Annotated in this window: 19 protein-coding genes; 11 read left to right on the forward strand and 8 right to left on the reverse strand. The window is 41.1% G+C overall.

Annotated elements, in window-relative coordinates:
• Positions 1–56: 56 nt before the first annotated feature.
• The 6 genes from QOL44_RS00530 to thpR all read right to left on the reverse strand — a co-directional run bounded on the left by QOL44_RS00530 (position 57) and on the right by thpR (position 5,230).
• Positions 57–1,607 carry an ArnT family glycosyltransferase gene (locus QOL44_RS00530; RefSeq protein ID WP_009058044.1) on the reverse strand — a complete coding sequence of 517 codons (1,551 nt, stop codon included), beginning with the start codon at positions 1,605–1,607 and terminating at the stop codon, positions 57–59.
• Positions 1,604–2,257 carry a methyltransferase domain-containing protein gene (locus QOL44_RS00535; RefSeq protein ID WP_009058046.1) on the reverse strand — a complete coding sequence of 218 codons (654 nt, stop codon included), beginning with the start codon at positions 2,255–2,257 and terminating at the stop codon, positions 1,604–1,606. The genes QOL44_RS00530 and QOL44_RS00535 overlap by 4 nt, the downstream gene beginning before the upstream one ends.
• Positions 2,254–2,970, reverse strand: coding sequence for a phosphoribosylformylglycinamidine synthase subunit PurQ (gene purQ / locus QOL44_RS00540; protein WP_009058048.1), 717 nt, complete (start codon positions 2,968–2,970; stop codon positions 2,254–2,256). The genes QOL44_RS00535 and purQ overlap by 4 nt, the downstream gene beginning before the upstream one ends.
• Positions 2,967–3,221 carry a phosphoribosylformylglycinamidine synthase subunit PurS gene (gene purS / locus QOL44_RS00545; protein WP_045086428.1) on the reverse strand — a complete coding sequence of 85 codons (255 nt, stop codon included), beginning with the start codon at positions 3,219–3,221 and terminating at the stop codon, positions 2,967–2,969. Before purS ends, purQ begins: the two co-directional genes overlap by 4 nt.
• Positions 3,214–4,545: an adenylosuccinate lyase gene (gene purB / locus QOL44_RS00550; RefSeq protein ID WP_009058050.1), complete on the reverse strand. Its 1,332-nt coding sequence runs from the start codon at positions 4,543–4,545 to the stop codon at positions 3,214–3,216. Before purB ends, purS begins: the two co-directional genes overlap by 8 nt.
• 85 nt (positions 4,546–4,630) lie before the next feature.
• Positions 4,631–5,230 (reverse strand): RNA 2',3'-cyclic phosphodiesterase, encoded by a 600-nt coding sequence (thpR, locus tag QOL44_RS00555; RefSeq protein WP_009058051.1) that lies wholly within the window; start codon positions 5,228–5,230, stop codon positions 4,631–4,633.
• 161 nt (positions 5,231–5,391) lie between these two features.
• Between thpR and QOL44_RS00560 the strand changes: the two genes are divergently transcribed.
• The gene (locus QOL44_RS00560; protein ID WP_258042247.1) at positions 5,392–5,514 is read left to right on the forward strand and encodes a hypothetical protein; all 123 of its coding nucleotides are present in this window, start codon (positions 5,392–5,394) and stop codon (positions 5,512–5,514) included.
• 61 nt (positions 5,515–5,575) lie between these two features.
• Here QOL44_RS00560 and QOL44_RS00565 read toward each other — a convergent pair whose 3' ends face one another.
• Positions 5,576–5,698 carry a hypothetical protein gene (locus tag QOL44_RS00565; RefSeq protein WP_009058052.1) on the reverse strand — a complete coding sequence of 41 codons (123 nt, stop codon included), beginning with the start codon at positions 5,696–5,698 and terminating at the stop codon, positions 5,576–5,578.
• 322 nt (positions 5,699–6,020) lie between these two features.
• On the opposite strand from QOL44_RS00565, the gene QOL44_RS00570 reads away from it, so the two are divergent.
• A complete protein-coding gene (locus tag QOL44_RS00570; RefSeq protein WP_009058053.1) occupies positions 6,021–6,434 on the forward strand; it encodes an NADH-quinone oxidoreductase subunit A in 414 nt (137 codons plus the stop codon).
• 568 nt (positions 6,435–7,002) lie between these two features.
• On the opposite strand, the gene ilvB is transcribed toward QOL44_RS00570, so the two are convergent.
• The gene (ilvB, locus tag QOL44_RS00575) at positions 7,003–8,772 is read right to left on the reverse strand and encodes a biosynthetic-type acetolactate synthase large subunit (protein ID WP_009058054.1); all 1,770 of its coding nucleotides are present in this window, start codon (positions 8,770–8,772) and stop codon (positions 7,003–7,005) included.
• 150 nt (positions 8,773–8,922) lie between these two features.
• Here ilvB and QOL44_RS00580 point away from each other — a divergent pair, with 150 nt between their 5' ends.
• From QOL44_RS00580 to QOL44_RS00620, 9 genes are all read left to right on the forward strand, one after another.
• Entirely contained in the window at positions 8,923–9,270 is a 348-nt protein-coding gene (locus QOL44_RS00580; RefSeq protein ID WP_009058055.1) for a phenylpyruvate tautomerase MIF-related protein, read from the forward strand.
• A gap of 89 nt (positions 9,271–9,359) precedes the next feature.
• Positions 9,360–9,791: a 50S ribosomal protein L13 gene (rplM, locus tag QOL44_RS00585; RefSeq protein ID WP_009058057.1), complete on the forward strand. Its 432-nt coding sequence runs from the start codon at positions 9,360–9,362 to the stop codon at positions 9,789–9,791.
• Between the two features lie 7 nt (positions 9,792–9,798).
• Positions 9,799–10,203, forward strand: coding sequence for a 30S ribosomal protein S9 (gene rpsI / locus QOL44_RS00590; protein ID WP_009058059.1), 405 nt, complete (start codon positions 9,799–9,801; stop codon positions 10,201–10,203).
• Positions 10,204–10,281: 78 nt separating this feature from the next.
• Positions 10,282–11,319, forward strand: a complete 1,038-nt coding sequence (gene argC, locus QOL44_RS00595; protein WP_009058061.1) for an N-acetyl-gamma-glutamyl-phosphate reductase — start codon at positions 10,282–10,284, stop codon at positions 11,317–11,319.
• The gene (argJ, locus tag QOL44_RS00600; RefSeq protein WP_009058063.1) at positions 11,316–12,530 is read left to right on the forward strand and encodes a bifunctional glutamate N-acetyltransferase/amino-acid acetyltransferase ArgJ; all 1,215 of its coding nucleotides are present in this window, start codon (positions 11,316–11,318) and stop codon (positions 12,528–12,530) included. Before argC ends, argJ begins: the two co-directional genes overlap by 4 nt.
• An 11-nt stretch (positions 12,531–12,541) precedes the next feature.
• Positions 12,542–13,432 (forward strand): acetylglutamate kinase, encoded by an 891-nt coding sequence (argB, locus tag QOL44_RS00605; protein ID WP_009058065.1) that lies wholly within the window; start codon positions 12,542–12,544, stop codon positions 13,430–13,432.
• A gap of 117 nt (positions 13,433–13,549) precedes the next feature.
• On the forward strand, positions 13,550–14,773 hold the full coding sequence (locus QOL44_RS00610) for an aspartate aminotransferase family protein (protein ID WP_009058068.1): 1,224 nt from the start codon (positions 13,550–13,552) through the stop codon (positions 14,771–14,773).
• Between the two features lie 80 nt (positions 14,774–14,853).
• A complete protein-coding gene (argF, locus tag QOL44_RS00615) occupies positions 14,854–15,771 on the forward strand; it encodes an ornithine carbamoyltransferase (protein WP_009058071.1) in 918 nt (305 codons plus the stop codon).
• A gap of 516 nt (positions 15,772–16,287) precedes the next feature.
• Positions 16,288–17,553: an NAD(P)/FAD-dependent oxidoreductase gene (locus tag QOL44_RS00620; RefSeq protein ID WP_009058074.1), complete on the forward strand. Its 1,266-nt coding sequence runs from the start codon at positions 16,288–16,290 to the stop codon at positions 17,551–17,553.
• Position 17,554 lies beyond the last annotated feature (1 nt).

Below are 17,554 nucleotides of genomic sequence, written 5' to 3' on the forward strand. Positions count from 1 at the left end.
TTATTTCAAAATAAAAAGATCCGTTTATCAAGTGCTTAATGAGACTTATGAAACATTCAATTTTCTGATCGAGAAGCAGAAGGGAAAGAAGAAAGCAGCCATACGGTATAATATTCTATTTTTTTCCCTTTATATTCTCTCCAGAAACCACCGAAAGGCTCTATCGTTGAGAATTCTTTTTTGAGACATTCTGGAAGAAGTCTACTTTGATCGTTTGAAATATAGATTGCTTTGGCATTATGCAGAATTGGATAACTCTCCCAAAAGGCAAATTGTGTTTGTTCTTGAAGACATGTAGGAATAAAGACTTTAGAGCTTTGAATTAAAAATTGCAACTCGCTTGCCAAAGCATAGTCGTTGGCAATGAAATATTCAGGATGGAACTTCTTCTGGATTTCGTTTAGCTCGACGGCAACGCTTTGCCATCCTCTGGGTCTCAAAAGGGGATCTTTTTCTGGTTTTATCCCGAGAAACGAAAGGTCTTCCCTATGCAGAAGGGCGGTTTGCAAAAAACTAACAGCCAATCCACTGAGTAAAAGCACTTTGATGTGTGGAAGATGAAAAAGCCTTACCATAATATAAGCTAAAAGGATTATTCCACTAGAAACGGCCGTGACAGTCCAATTGCCTTTTGCCGCTTTATGTAGACTTAGAAAAGTATAGAAGAGAAAGGCAGGAAGAAATAATGTAAGAAGAAAAAGGGTTTGTGGGGAACGAAAAGCGGGTGACCAAAGGACCAGAATGATAGAACAAATAATGCCTATGAATAGGAAAGGAGAATAGCTCAAAAGCTGTTCCTGGAGAAATTTAATAAGTTCGGTTGGTTCTATAACAAACGAAGAGGTTAAGTCGCCACGATGGAGGAGATGATGGACCGTTACCCATCCATGGTTGGCGTTCCAGAGCCATACAGGTAAAGAAAATAAAAAAGAAAAAAGAAGGAAATAGGCATAGTTTTGTGAAAGTAAAAGCCTTCTTTTGTCTGGATAGAACCATAAATAAAGGCTAAAGCAAAGGAGTTCAAAGGCATTCACATATTTAGCCAGAAAACCTACTCCCAAGCTCATTCCAGTAAAGACCCAGTATGTTCTTTTGTCTTGCACAATAGCCTGCAGGAATAGAAAAGCAGAAAGCAGCCAGAAAAATAAGGATGGCGAATCGATTGTCATAAGCACAGAGCCGATTGAAAAAATCGGGCAACTGGCTGCAAACAAAACAGAAAGCAAAGCTGTTCGAGAATCAAAAAGTTTTTCAGCTAAGGAATAGATTAACACGCCACTTCCGATGCTGAACAATAGAGCCATGAATCTAATGGCCAAAATGCTATTTCCAAAAAAAAAGGAACCAACGGCTATACACCAGGCAACGACAGGTCCTTTAGTGGCATAGGAAAGGGATGGATGTTTCGACCATAGCCAATAGTAGGCTTCATCTGGGATAAGCCAAAAGGTTGTGGAAAACCACAAATGGAAAAAAAAACCTGCAGCAATGACTCCGAAAGCAATGATTCGATGAAAAGCACGATTATCCAAAGAAAGAGAGTTTGATTTGGTAGCTTTTGTTATCTCTTTGAGCATTTGAACGGCGGCAATGAGCTTTGGTATCAAGAAAGTTTTTTATAAAGTCTAACAATTTCTTCTCCTTCTCTTCCTGGATAGTAGGCAGAAGGCAACCATTCAGCCTCTAGCTGGAAATAGGGATCAAAATGACGATCGATTTCATTTAAAGTAAAGCAATAGGGAGGAGGTTCGGTGGAGCTTTCGGTATCAAGAAAAAAAATTCCAAGAAAAAGCCCATCAGGTCTCAACATACTATACATCGATTGGACATAATGGGGTCTTTTAATTGGGGGAATGGCACAAAAACAAGTGTGCTCCCAAATCAGATCAAAAGATTCATGGAACTGCTGCGGAAGAGAAAAAATATCAGCCAGAAGATAATTTTCCAAAGGGGATTGAGCCTTTTTTCTGGCCGTCTCAATAGCTGAGGGAGCAAAATCGATACCCACGGCTTCAATTTTGAGGCTTGCTAAATAATGGACATCATGGCCAGTTCCGCATCCAGGAACAAGCACCCTTTTGGGTGTGGGAAATCGTTGTAAGACTTCTACAAGTGCAGGGGAAGGTGCCCCCCTATCCCAGCCTGCTTGTCCGGATTGATATTTCGACTCCCAATATGAATAATCATCCAGAGGAGGAGTAGTAGAGTTTGGATCCACTGGTCTAATAAATTGAATGATTAAAGTTTTGTCAATCAACAAGGCAGTAGTTTTCCTTTTTTGGCTTCCATGTACCTGAAAACCGATTCAAAAATCTTTTTCCCGTCAACAGATCCAAATTCGTTTTCTGACGCCCTTTCAGGATGTGGCATCAAGCCAAGGATATTTCCTTTGAGATTACGGATGCCGGCAATATTCCTCAGAGACCCATTGGGATTGGATTGTTGGCTAATGTTACCGTTAGCATCGCAATAACGGAACAGGATCAGTCCCTCCGATTCCATTTTTTGGATGGTTGGTGGGTCAGCATAAAAACAGCCTTGCCCATGAGCAATCGGTATTTGGATGACTTCCCCTGAATAAAAGAGAGAAGTGAAGATCGACTCATTTGTCTCTACCCGCAAATTAACAGGAGAACAGATGAATTGAAGGCAACGGTTAGTGATCAAGCTTCCAGGGAGAAGCTTTGATTCGCAAAGAATTTGAAAACCATTACAAATTCCAATAATGGGAACCCCAATTCTTGCTGCTTCTTTAACCGCACCCATAATATTCGATAAGGAGGCTATAGCTCCACTTCTTAGATAATCTCCATAAGAAAATCCACCTGGAAGAATGATAGCATCAACAGAGGGTATTTTTTTTTCTGTATGCCAGAGTACTGTTGCTTTGTGCTTAAGCACTTTTTCAACGACATAAACACAATCGGGGCCGCAATTTGAACCAGGAAACTCGATAATCGCCCAATTCATTGTCCTTCCTTTTCCCATTCTATTTTAAATTGTTCTATTACGGGATTGGATAAAAAATTTTTGGTGATCTCTTCTACTTTTTGTTTCAATTTTTCCTGATCGGCTTCTTTAAATTCGATCACAATTTCCTTACCTACTCGGACCGATAGGGTTTCTGCAAGCCCTAAATGAATCAGAGCATTTCGGATCGCTTCTCCTTGAGGATCAAAAACACCCTCTTTAGGAAGAATCAGTATTGTAGCTCTAGTCATGTTCGTGAGATTTACAGCGTTGGTCTTCAATTTTTACTCCACAGCGATGGAAAAGAGTAGGGACATTTTTCAAATAAAAGTCAAGGGAGCAGAGAGAATCGATCTCTTTAGGTTCGAGAAGAGTCGAAATGAAGGGATGAGATTTAGCATAAACACTCAACGGCTTGTCGCCTTGCCAACAAGTCATTGCCACTTGCTGTACAGCTTCATAAGCTTCTTTTCTGCTTATACCTTTTTGAACGAGAGCCAACATCAGCCCTTCTGAAGCAAAGAGCTCACGACTGGCTAAGATATTTTCTTTCATTCTTTCTGGATAGACCGTTTGACCTTTGAGGACATCTGAAAGCAATGCAAGCATATAATCAAGCAGGATAGTGGCATCAGGGAAAGCCACTCTTTCTACAGAGGAATGACTGATGTCTCTTTCATGCCAGAGGCTTATATTCTCCATGGCAGAAAGAGCATAGCCTCTTAGCAGCCGGGCTAGGCCGCATAGCCTTTCACAAAGAATGGGATTTTTTTTGTGTGGCATGGCACTGCTACCTTTCTGCTTTGGCTTGAATGGCTCTTCGACTTCGAGTACTTCAGATCTTTGTAAATGACGAAACTCTGTAGCCCATCTCTCCACAGAGCTCCCAATAAGAGCAATGCAATTTAGAAAAAAAGCGTGTCGATCCCGAGGAATCACTTGAGAGGAAATAGGCTCAACTTTTAATCCAAGTTTTTTTAGCACAGTTGCTTCGACCTTTGGATCCAAATGAGCATAAGTTCCCACAGCACCAGAAATCATGCCATAAGATATTTCTTCCTTTGCCTGCAGCAGTCGGCTACGTGCTCTTTTGAATTCTTCAAGCATCTGCAGCAGTTTTAATCCATAAGTCGTAGGTTCTGCAAAAACTCCGTGAGTTCTTCCAATGATGGGGACAAAGGCATACTGGACAGCTTTCTCTTCGATCACTTTAAGCAGAATGTCGATATCCGAAAGGAGAAGCTCTGCGGCTGCTTTCAATTGGAGAGCAAAGGTAGTATCAAGGATATCTGAAGAAGTTAAACCAAAGTGGAGATACCTTCCTGCTGGACCAAGCTGTTCAGCAAGTGGTTCAAGGAAAGCAAGAATTTCATGCTGAGTGATTGCTTCGCGTCTCTTAATTTCCTCGAGGCCAATTGATATATTTTTCTGAATATCTTTTGTTTCTTCTCTTGGTAAATAGCCAAACTCAACCAGAGTTTCTAAAACGAGAAATTCAATTTGAATCCAACTATCGATTCTTTTTTTTTCGCTCCAAATTTGGAGCATGGGTTCGCGGGTGTATCGATCGATCATAGAAAAGCTTACAAAGAATGAAGAAGAATTGAAAATAAAAAAAACTTTTTGGCAAAGAAAACCTGTAGGCACAAAAAATAGTTCATTATTGTTTCAATGAATAACTCCAAATTTTGGTATAATGACTTCCTGAAGGTCTAAGTTCAGACCGTACTAAATGCAAAGCCTCTATGGTTAATTCGAAAGGTGTAGGCAGGATGATTGGTTGGTTTTTTTTCATATTATCCGGCACACTCTTATAAGAAACATGGCGAAACACGGTGATATGCGGAATAAATTTATCGTAGGCCTGAAAGTCCACTTTTTTATGGATCATGAGCTGGATAAGTTCTTTGATCAGTTTTTCTAGAGCTAAAGGCACAAGCGTGGCTTCAAACCATATAATGCCTTCTTTACCTTTCTTTTTAAAAACAGCTTTGTCGAAGGGGAGAGAGAGCGGAAAGCCCTCTGGTTTTAAAAAAGAGGGGATCTGTTTTGTAATTTCGTCAATGAGGCTTGGTAAAGTCCAACCTAAAAAAAGAACAGTTATATGAAGAGAATCTTGAGGAATGGCTCTCCCTTCAATTTTTGGAAATAAATCCTTGGCTTGCTTGCTTAAAAGGGATTGTAGGTTTTCATCCGGCCAAAAAGCAAAAAAAAATCTTTCTTTTTTTTCTTCTTCTTTTAAATCCTTAGAATGATTCATTCGACAAATCTACACCGAAGTGTTTCTCCTCGATATGTTGTAGAACCATAAGTGGTCCGCCGCTCTCGGTGAGGAGACAATAATTTTGGCTCGAGAAAGTGGACCCTTCCCCATAGAACTTCCTCAAATGACCTGTGAGCTATTTGCAGATAAACAAGAAAATGATAGTTAGGAGATTTTCCAATGGAATGAAAGTGGAAAATCTTTCTTCCAATTCCAAGGCAATGGTCCTGATCGACTTCCCCATTGCACCACTGTGGTTTTCTCATGCTGGAAAATTATAATGCAAGTAATGATTCAGCGCAAAAATGTGACTCTTACTTATATTCTTCCACAAATTTCAGACTACCCTGCGACAACAGCAGTGATGAGTCTATTAAGGGCTATAGAAGCTAGTCCTGGATGAATGCCATAGTGCTTGTCAGGAAGTGCAGGACTCTGTGGTCTTTTCCCTAGTTCTAATTTCAACCAGCAGAATCTTATTTAGATGAGTAGCAATAGACTTCTAAAAGTTCCCCCATCCTGCCCCCAAACCATCGATATGGCATAGAGCGATTAGGAAAACACAGCGAGAAGCTCTTCAAGAGGTATCGGAGCTGTAGTATATTCCAGGCATTCCTTGTTTAGCCGACGAATATACTGCTTGAGATTCGGATTTGTCGAAAAAAGGCTTTGCTATAAAAAGAAACTTTCACCATACTGGAGTAGATCATTCAAAGATAATAAAAAACTTTTTTTTCTTATTATTAATGGCAATAGTAAAAGATAAAAAAGGGGTTTTTTTATTGTTATGAGCTTATTTTTGGCACAATCACAGCCTTTGTCCGAACAAATCAACACGCTTGCCTTTGTGTTTCAATTTCTGGCGGCCCTTCTTGTTGCTGCTGGAATGCTTGGAGTTGCTGCTCTAATTGGGCAAAAAGGGAGGAAAACAAAAGAAAAAGATATTCCCTATGAATGTGGGAAAGATCCAATAGGTCCTCAGAATCCACGATTTTCTGTAAAGTTTTATATGGTGGCAATGCTTTTCATTCTTTTTGACATTGAGACTATTTTTTTCTTCGCTTGGGCAATATCCTATCAAGACCTTTTGTCTCGGGGAATAGGAGCGTTTTTTGTTATTCTATTCTTTCTGTTTTTACTTGGGGTGGGTTTTGTCTATGAAGTTCGGAAAAAATCTTTGGATTGGACTCAAAGAGGATAAGGTCCTCCAAAGACACTTTTCCAGGAAAATGACCAATCAACCAACTCCTCACTTACGAAATTTCTTCCCATTTAGAAGTGTATTTTGGGATTTTGACCATCGGAGATCTTCTCGCCCCGTTCCTCCATCTCCATCAGACGTGAAGAAATCTTTCTCTTATAGTTTAGTCTGCTGCTATCAATTCCCCAGCTGTTCGACCACCGTCTTGCCTTATGCCAGACTAAACCTTTCCAATACTTCCCGCTGCTCCTTCAGATCCCCCTTCAGCCCAGCGCTGGAGACTCTTTTGTAAGCGCTTGTGCGGTACTCTCGTCGACTTTTGGCTGATCACCTGCAGATTGTCCTCATGGGGGGGGAATACCGCCTGTTTGACGGAGTCCGTTTGATTCCTTTAAGGTTACTGTTTTAAGGAGCGCTTATAATAGGTTTGTTTGGCTTGGAACTTTAAACTAGTTACCTAATTTAGTCTCCTTGAGATAGGAGGGGAAATTTCTTAGAGGAGCGAACCTAAAACTTACCTTTCTAATAGGCAATCTTAGAATCGTGTTGATAGAGTGTTCTTTGAGTATTAATCGTTCTCAATAATAATGTCCTTAACAGTCATTCCTGCAGGAATCATAGGTAAAACATGCTCGGTATAGGGAACGATTACATCAAGGACATATGGCTCCTGAGCCTCAAGCATCCTTTTTAGGGCCGGAACCAATTCCTCAGGTTTTGTTACTCTTTCTGCTCTTACCCCAAAGCCTTTGCATATCTGAGGGAAATCAGGATAAATTCTCTTTTTGTTATTTGGGCATCCAAGAAATGTATGGGCCCTGTTACTATCATAGAACCGGTCCTCCCATTGCACGACCATTCCAAGGTGTTGATTATTCAAAATGATAGCCTTAACAGGTATTTCTTCAGTAACGGCAGTGGCAAGTTCCTGGATATTCATTAGAAAACTGCCATCTCCATCGATATCTATGACCGTTGCATCAGGAATCGCTATTTTTGCACCTAGCGCAGCCGGATAGCCGAATCCCATCGCTCCCAGCCCCCCGGATGTCAAAAAGGTCCGTGGGTGATGAAAGTTATAGAATTGTCCAGCCCACATCTGATGTTGACCCACTCCAGTGGTTATGATCGCTTCGCCTCGAGTCAACTTGTAGATTTCTTCAACAACCATTTGAGGAAGAATGTGCGCTTCTGTTTTTCTGTATCGAAAAGGAAATTTCATTTTCCAAGCTTGGATTTCTTCATGCCAAGTGGAAAAGTCTGGAGGATGCCATGTTGTTTCATCAATAAGCTGGTTCAACGCAGAAAGGGCCTCTTTTATATCACCCAAAACCGCTAAGTCGACTCTTTTGTTCTTATTCAACTCAGAGTTGTCGATGTCGATGTGCACGATGAGGGCTTTTGGGGCAAAGGCTTCTACTTTACCTGTAACCCGATCATCAAATCTAACCCCAAAGGCTAGGAGTAGATCACACTGGTCGACCGCAAAATTCGCATACACGGATCCATGCATGCCAAGCCACTTAAGGGATAGTTTATGATTCTCAGGGAAGGAGCCAATACCCATCAGTGTGGTTGTTACTGGAATGTTTGTTCTTTCGGCGAATTTTAAAAGCTCAAGATGAGCACCACTGGAAATAATGCCTCCGCCAACGTAGAGCACAGGTCTTTTAGCTTTTTCTATCCAATCGAGAATCGTTTTCAGTAGGGAACGATCCAAAGGAGGGGGAGCAAGTTTTGGTTCCAAGCCTGTAGAAGTTGGGAAGAAGGGCTTAAAAACAGCTTGTTGGACATCCTTCGGAATATCAATAACAACTGGTCCTGGCCTGCCAGACCTGGCAATCAACAAAGCTTCTTTAATGATCTGTGGAATTTCTCTTGGATCTATAACCAAGTAGCTATGTTTAACAATAGGCAGGGTAATCCCAAAGACATCTGTTTCTTGAAAGGCTCCTTTCCCAATCATGTCTTTTTTGACTTGCCCCGTGATGGCAACTAATGGAACCGAATCCATATAAGCATCGGCGATACCAGTGACAAGATTGGTGGCTCCTGGACCAGAGGTTGACATGCATACGCCAACTTTCCCTGTGGCTCGAGCATAGCCTTCAGCCATAAAAACTCCACCCTGCTCATGCCGAGGGAGTACAGTTCTAAGGGACTTAGCTCTCGTAAGAGATTGGTGCATAGGCATGCTGGCACCACCAGGATAAGCAAAAATGGTGGTTACACCTTCTTTCTCAAGTGAAGCGACCACGCAATCTGCTCCAGACATCTCTGGGCCAACTGTCCCTTCTTTTGAAGCAGGCAATTGAATGGAAATCGAACCAATGGCCATAACAACTAAATGATAGTTAAAATTTTAGTTTATTTTTAAATAAATCATGATAAAAAAATACAGTTATTTTATCTTTCTTCCTCTTATAATGTAAGGATTAGTTAAAATGGATTATTGCAATGATTTTTTCAACTGATTAGTATCCCAAGTATGCCATATTTATCGATCGAAACGAACGTTGCTTTAACTGAGGCTCAACAAAAAGATCTTGTTGAGTCAGCCAGTCGTTTTATTGTTGAAAAACTAAAAAAACCGCAAAGTTATACAATGATTAGTTATTCGGGGGCAAAGCGATTCCTGTTCTCTGGAAATGAAGAACCAGCAGCTTTTGTGGAATTGCGGGCTATCAATCTTCCTATTAACAATTGCGGAGAGCTTTCTAGTGAAATTTGTGCATTGATCGAAAAACATTGCAGGATAAAACCTGATCGAATATTTATTAATTTTTCTAACGTTCCAGCAAATTTATGGGGTTATAATAAAACGACATTTGGATAAATGTGAACGCCTCCTTAAAGGCTTTTCTTAAAAATTCATGAAGTTAATTCCTTGACAGGCGAACGAAAAGAAACAATTTTTTCTCCTCAGTGAAAACATATTTTCAAAAGCCAACAGAAGTTAGTCGCAACTGGTATCTTATTGATGCCAAGGATCAGATAGTAGGTAAAGTTGCTCTCAAGGCAGCTACCCTCCTTAGGGGGAAGGGAAAGGTCATCTTTACCCCTAACGTAGATACTGGAGACAACGTTATTATTGTTAATGCCTCCAAAGCTATTTTCAGTGGGAAAAAAGAATTTCAAAAAAGATATTCTACCTATTCTGGGTATATTGGAGGACAAAAGAATTATACTCCGCAAAAAATCCGTTTAAAACGGCCCACATTTATAATTGAGCATGCGGTCAGGGGGATGATTCCACATAACAGGCTTGGTAGGAAAATATACACCAAACTTCATGTTTATGAGGGGGCTGAACATCCTCATACAGCGCAGAAACCTATTCCAATTTCAATAGATTGAGACTACGATGACAGCGATTCCTCATAATATTCAGATTCAAGCCACTGGAAGAAGAAAAACGGCAACAGCGACAGTTATCCTTAAACCAGGAAAGGGAGAGGTAAAAATCAATGGGAAAGATATAGAATTTTATTTCCCAACTTTTGTTCACAGATGGGAAGTTGTGAAACCTTTGGAAGTGGTCGAAGGGACGAAAAAATTTGATATCCTTGGGAAGGCTACTGGAGGGGGATTGATGGGCCAGGCTCAGGCTATGAAATTGGCTGTGGCTAGAGCTTTAATAAAGTATGATAGTTCTTATCGGAGTTCGTTGAAAAAAGAAGGGCTCTTGACACGTGATCCGCGAATGAAAGAAAGGAAAAAAACGGGACAGCCTGGAGCAAGAAAAAGATTCCAATTCTCCAAGCGTTAGTTTTTGCTTTCAAAGTACATTTTTATTAGTAGCTTTCTTGTAAAAAGCTTATAAATAAGACCCATTCAGATTTTTGTCATGTCTCCCATCCGAGTCGGTGTCATTGGGGCCTCAGGCTATTCAGGAGAAGAATTAGTAAGGCTGCTAGCCAATCATCCTGGAATTGATCTTCGGATAATTACTTCCAGACAATATGAGAATATGCCCCTTGGTTCTGTGTTCCCAAACATTGGAAGGTATGGGAACCTGCCCTTTAGCAATCCAGACGAGCTAGAAACAATAAGTAAAGAAACTGATGCCGTATTTCTTGCTTTACCGCATGGCAAAGGCTTGCCTTATGCTCATTATCTGTATGAACAAGGCAAGGTCGTCATTGATTTAAGTGCCGATTTTCGTCTTCAAAATCCTTTGGATTATGAACTTTATTATAAATTTTCGCATCCCTACACAGCGCTCTTGAAGAAAGCGGTTTATGCCTTACCGGAAATTTACGTTGAACAGATCAGCTCCTCAAACCTATTAGCCATGCCGGGTTGTTATCCAACTGGTGTGCTCCTATCTATTCTCCCTTTGCTAAAGAAAGGATGGATAGATCCCCAGTTGATCGAAGTCTTTGCCATCAGCGGGACTACGGGTGCGGGAAAGACTTTGGATACTAAACTACTATTTAGTGAAATCTCTGGAAATTTGAGACCGTATGGTTTCCCAAATCATCGCCATGTCCCTGAAATCCACCAAGAAATAAAGAAAGTGGTAGGGGGGAAGCCTGTAGAAGTGCTTTTTGTGCCAATTTTAGCTCCTCTTTGTAGGGGCATTCTGCTGAACATCACAGCTACTCTAACCACCAATATTTCTCAACAAGAAGCAGAAGATGCGGTATTGGAATTTTATAAAAAAGCCCCCTTTATAAAAGTCTTGAGCCAAGGGATCATGCCTGAGCTGAAATTTGTACTCCATACCAATTATTTGTATTTTTCAATTCACTTGTTAGCGGAAAAGAAGAAGTGTCTAATAGTAGCAGCAATTGATAATCTAGGGAAAGGGGCAGCGGGACAGGCTATACAGGCAATGAACATAAGATTTGGATTAGCTCAAACCACTGGATTAGGCCCATGAAAGAGGAATCTATCGAATTCATTAAATCTGGAGGAGTAACAGCTCCTCGAGGCTATCTTGCTTCTGGGATAAGTTGCGGCATAAAGCCTGGTAAAAAGAGCGATTTGGCTTTGGTGGTTTCTCAACACCTTGCAGATATTGCAGGGGTCTTTACGCAAAACAAAGTGAAAGCAGCCCCCGTCATCGTATCCATGCAAAGGGTGAAAAAAGGCAAAGCGCGGGCTGTCGTTGTTAACTCCGGCAATGCCAATGCCTGCACAGGATCTAGGGGTATTGAAGATGCTGAGAAGATGGCTACTGTGACAGCCTCTTTTCTGGGTTGTTCTCCAGATGAAGTATGTGTTTGTTCGACAGGCAGGATTGGGGTGTATCTTCCCATGAAAAAAATTATCCGAGGGATAGAAAAGGCCTGTAAGCAGCTCAATGTGGAAGGGGGAAAAGATGCCGCTGAAGCAATAATGACTACCGATACTGTTCCCAAACAGGCGGCTTTAAAAGTAAAAATAGAAGATAAGGAAATTATTATTGGAGGCATGGCCAAAGGGGCTGGAATGATTGCTCCCAACTTAGCGACAACCCTTGGAATAATCACCACAGATGCCGCTCTTTCTCCCGAATACCTTAATAGTGTCTTACACAGCTGTGTACAGGAAACCTTCAATAGGATCTCTATCGATGGGGATACTTCAACTAACGATACCATTTTAGTGTTTTCGAATGGGCTAGCAAAAAATACAACGATCGGAATGGATAGCCCTCAGAAAGGAATTTTCAAAAATGCTTTGCGACTGGTTCTGGATCGGCTTGCCAGGGAGGTGTTGGAAGATGGTGAAGGGGTAACTAAAGTCGTTGAAATTTTTGTTCAAGGTGCTGCTTCAGACAAAGAAGCGGAGCTTGTGGCCAGATCCATAGGGAATTCTCTGCTGGTGAAATGTTCATGGAATGGTGAAGACCCCAACTGGGGAAGGATCCTGTGTGCCATTGGATATTCAGGGGCGAATGTGGATCAGAATAAAATTGATCTTTTTTATAATGGTTTTCAGGTTGTGGCTTCTGGTGTAAGAACCGAAACCAAGGAAAGCTTGATTAAAAAAACAGTAAAAATGCCAATGTTTTCTCTTCTCATAGATCTTCATATTGGCTCAGGTCAATATAGATTTTTTACTACGGATATTTCTGAACGCTATGTGAGAATCAATAAAGGAGAATAAAAAGTAATTCCATGCATACTATAAATGGCGAAGAAGTACCCCCTGAGCAAAAAGTCCGCATTTTTTTAGAAGCCCTTCCCTATGTACAAAAATTTAGAGACTCTATTTTTGTAATCAAATATGGGGGCGCGGCCATGGAAGATCCTATGCTTGTGGAAAGGACCTTGCGTGATATCGTGTTGCTTGAAGCTGTTGGGATCCATCCCTTGATTATTCATGGAGGAGGGGAAGCGATCAACAAAGCGATGAAAGCCCAGGGAATGAGCCCAAAGTTTATCAATGGAATTAGGGTAACAGACAAAGACCTTATTGCCTTAATAGAAAAAGTGCTTTGTAAAGAAATCGGCCCCTTTGTAGCCCAGAAAATAATTGAGTATGGTGCAAAAGCTGTGTTTATTCCAGGCTATGAAGTCTTTAGCGCTGTCAAGTGGCAGGCTTTTTCTTCTCAAGGCGATCCTATTGATTATGGTTATGTTGGCTCGATTGTTGCAGCGGATATACATCCACTGTTAAAACTGCTTCATAATCAGTTGATCGTTGTTGTTTCTCCCTTAGCGAAAGGGGAAAATGGTGAAATTTACAATGTCAACGCTGATATTGCTGCAAGTAAAATGGCAAAATTTATAAAAGCAAAAAAATTAATATATCTTACCAACACCAGCGGCATCCTTGCGGATGAAAAAAATCCCACCTCTACCATTTCTGTGGTCGATAAGCGGAGGATCGATGCATTAAAAAAAGAAGGAACTATTCATGGAGGCATGATCCCCAAAGTCGAATCAGCTCTCGAAGCTTTAGAATCGGGGGTAGAAAAGGTGCATTTTCTTGATGGTAGAATGCCTCATGCCTTGCTATTAGAGATATTTACAGATAAAGGGATAGGAACTGAAATCATCCTATAATAAAAAACACAAGGAAAGTGGGAGGGGAGCTATCGGATTAAGAAAAAAGTTGCTAGGTAGCTGGAGAAAACAAACGGTAGGCTATCGAAGAGATAGAAATTAGCTGGTTAAGGATAAATGCAGGAAATTAGCGAAGAACAATTAATTTTGGATGGATATCAACAATATATAGTTCCTAGCTATCGCAGACTGCCGCTAGTGGTAGATCATGGGGAGGGAAGCTATCTCTGGGATATCAAAGGCAAGAAATATTTGGATTTTACTGGTGGCATTGCCGTTAATGTTTTAGGCCATAGCCATCCGGTTGTTCGTGAAGCTTTACAGCAACAATCCGAAAAACTCATCCATTGCTCTAATCTCTACTTTCATGAGCCTGCTTGGAAGCTTTCTCGAAAAATTGTTTCTCTTATTGGCCAAGGTAAAGTTTTTTTTTCAAATAGTGGGGCCGAAGCCAATGAATGTCTTTTTAAATTAGCTAGAAGATATGGAGAGTCTTCAAATAGATTTGAAATTCTTTCTTTTGAAGGCTCCTTTCATGGTAGAACCTTGGCTGGCATAGCGGCAACAGGACAGCAGAGAATCAAAAAAGGCTTTGGTCCAACGATGCCTGGATTTCGAACGATACCAAAAGCAGGAGCTAAAGAGTTTGTAGAATCTCTTTCAGAAAAGACAGTCGCCCTTATTGTTGAGCCTATTCAGGGGGAAAGTGGGGTGCATGTTTTCCCATCACAAGATTTAGTTGAGATAAGAGAGATCTGTTGGGAGAAAAAAATTCTTTTTTTTATCGATGAAATCCAATGTGGCCTGTGGCGCACCGGCCAGTTTCTTGCATGGCAGAGTTTGGTCGCTGAAAAAATGATTGATCAAAACCTTCTGCCTGATGGGGTATCCCTCGCTAAAGGGTTAGGAGGAGGCTTCCCAATTGGAGCCAGTTGGATTAACAGTGAATATTGCAATGTATTGGATGAAGGATCGCATGGGACAACCTTTGGGGGGTCTCCTTTGGCTTGTCATGTGGCTCTCACTGTGCTCGAAGAGATTGAAAGAAAAGGCTTGAACAAAAATATTCTAGCGATGGGGAACTATCTTTTTTCTTCTCTTAAGAACCTAGAAAAAAAGCCACAAAGCCTATTGCAAGAAGTCAGAGGTATGGGCGGAATGCTTGGACTGGAACTATCTGTTCCTTCTTTTCAAGCAGCGATAGCTTTACTGGAAAGAGGCCTTCTTGTAGCCCCTTCAAGCGGCAATACAATAAGGTTGCTGCCTCCACTGAACGTTTCTTTTGAGCAGATTCAAGAGGCAGAAAGCATTCTAAAGCATTTTTTGTTTTCTATGTTATAAAGACAAGCTTTTGTAATTGAAAAGGATAAGATTAATAGAACCTACAGCCACTTCGATAGGCACCAGAAAGGGTTAATTCTATGAAGCCGCTACGCCATTTTCTTTCTATCAAAGATATTAGCGAAAAAGAAGCTCGATTGATTTTTAAAAAAGCTTCGGAATTCAAAGAGAACAGAGGCAAAAAAAATCTCTTTTTTTTGAGCTCTCAGACTTGGGCTTTGATTTTTAGAAAGCCTTCTACTCGAACCCGTTTATCCTTTGAAGTGGCTGTAAGAGAGCTTGGAGGAGAAGCCCTTTTCCTTAATAGTCAAGATCTGCAATTATCCCGTGGAGAGCCGATAGAAGATACCGCGCAAGTTTTTGGGAGGATGGTACACGGTATCATCATGAGAACTTTTTCGCAGAAAGAACTTGAACTTTTTGCCATCTATGGAAACATTCCCGTCATCAACGCTCTAACAGACGAAGAACATCCCTGTCAGGTCCTTTCAGATATCTTTTCTTATGAAGAAAAAAGGGGATCGATAGAAGGGAAAAAAATTGCATTTGTAGGGGATGGCTGTTGTAATGTTGCAAGATCCTGGGCATTGGCTGCCGAAATCTTTAGGTTTCATCTTTCGATTGCTGCACCCCCACTCTATTTTTCTCCCATCGATAATCCTTTTGTCACTAATACAACTTCGATCGAGGAAGCCTGCCAGGATGCCTCGCTTCTTTATACAGATGTTTGGACTTCAATGGGTAAAGAAGAAGAGATGCAGAAACGACAGATCGAGTTTTCTGGCTATCAGCTCAACGAACAGGCTGTAAAAGTTGCTTCTAAAGACGTGTTGGTTTTCCATTGTCTGCCAGCGTATCGCAATAAAGAAATCTCCGCTGAATTATTCAAGGAAAGAGCAGAAGACATCTATACCCAGGCAGAGAACAGGCTGCATGTGCAAAAGGCCCTATTGGCATGGGTTGTTGGCAAACTAGATGCTTCGCTTATAAGTGAATAGATAGTCAAGCAGACAAAATAGTAAGGTATTGCTTTAGGGCGTGGATCACGGCCCTAGGGCTTGTCAAGCGCCAGATCGAAGTGATCTGCAATGCCCCTTGCCGCCCTCGACTGATTCCCTCGGTCCTAATTTCTATTCCGAAAGCTTTTGGGGGGAATCTTTTCTCTGGAACGTTACTGTGCTCGATAAGTCAGGACATTAGAGGTCATTGCTGATTTGGATTCAAGAAAGAACAATCATAAGAAGGTCTGAATCAGGGCCTATATGCCTTCTTCGGCGGTGAAGTGTGGCAGTTGGTTATCCCCCACAAAAACAGACTGCTGCGCTGTGACGCAGAACGTGTCTTTACCATCTATGAAGCTAAAAACATTGAAGTGGTCATCCTCAACCAAGGCAAGGAGATGACTTTTAAGGGAAACTAGCCCTCGAGGAAGCAGGAAATCAGCATTGAACCAGTGGGAGGAGGAATAATTAAGTCTGCTAGAACGTTACCATGGTTCTCTGTTATATTAAAAGATGCGTCCCTTTCATGTTGTCATTGGGGGTGGTGGATTTGGTGGATTGACGGCAGCAAAAACTTTAGGCAAAGAGATCCAAAAAAGAAAACTTCCCTGTAAGCTCACCTTAATCGATAAAGAAAACCATCATCTGTTTCAACCTTTGCTCTATCAAGTAGCGACAGCCGGATTAGCTGCTACGGATATTGCAGTGCCGATTCGTTCTATTTTAAGTAGGATTCAAGAAGTGGAGGTGCGGATGGAAACTATTGAAAGGATAGATTTGGAGAAGAAAATGCTCTTTTGTTCAAAGGGAGTACTTTCGTATGATTTTTTGATTCTTTCTTTAGGAATGCGGGTTAATTATTTTGGTCATGAGGAATGGAGCTCTTTTTGTCTGGGCCTAAAGACTCTTGGAGATGGGCGGTCGATTCGAAATGTGATTCTCAATGCATTTGAAAAGGCTGAGATTGAAACTAATCCTAAAGAGCGGGAAAAATACATGACATTTGTTATCGTAGGAGGGGGGCCTACAGGGGTGGAATTAGCAGGGGCTCTAGCAGAACTTTCTAAAAAGGCTCTGAAAAAAGATTTTCGAAATATTGATCCAGCAAACACTCGAATCATTTTACTGGAAGCCGCCCCTAGAATACTTCTTTCTTATAATGAAAGACTGTCCGCATTAGCACGCAGCCGTTTAGAAAAAATGGGTGTAGAAATAATGGTTTCAAAACCCGTAGAAAAGATCGAGAAAGGAAAGATTTTTTATAAAGGAGGTATGATTGAAGCTTCGACAATTTTATGGGCTGCGGGAGTATGTGCGATGGATCTGCCAGGATTAGATGTTCCAAAAGTAAAAGATGGGCGTATAAAAGTCTTAGAAGATCTTACAGTACCTGGGCATCCTGAGATTTTTGTTATAGGAGATATGGCGATGGTACCTGGAGTTCCCGCAGTAGCTCCTGCGGCTATTCAGATGGGTAAATATGCTGCCTATGAGATATCTAGAAGAGTAGCCTGTCAAGTGGGAAGAAGAACAGGTCGAGATTTTTTAAAACCAAGAGCGTTTCATTATTTCGATAAGGGAATGATGACGACGCTGGGCAGAGGAAAGGCTATAGTCCAATTCCATAATTTTGGATTTAATGGGTATTTAGCTTGGATTGTTTGGCTGCTGGTTCATATAATTACTCTAATTTCCTTTAGAAATCGACTGACTGTATTGATTCAGTGGGCTTGGGCTTATTTTCGTTTCAAGCCAGGAGCAAGACTGCTTTCAAAATGAT

Source organism: Candidatus Methylacidiphilum fumarolicum (genome assembly GCF_949774925.1).
In the GTDB taxonomy this organism is placed as follows: domain Bacteria; phylum Verrucomicrobiota; class Verrucomicrobiia; order Methylacidiphilales; family Methylacidiphilaceae; genus Methylacidiphilum; species Methylacidiphilum fumarolicum.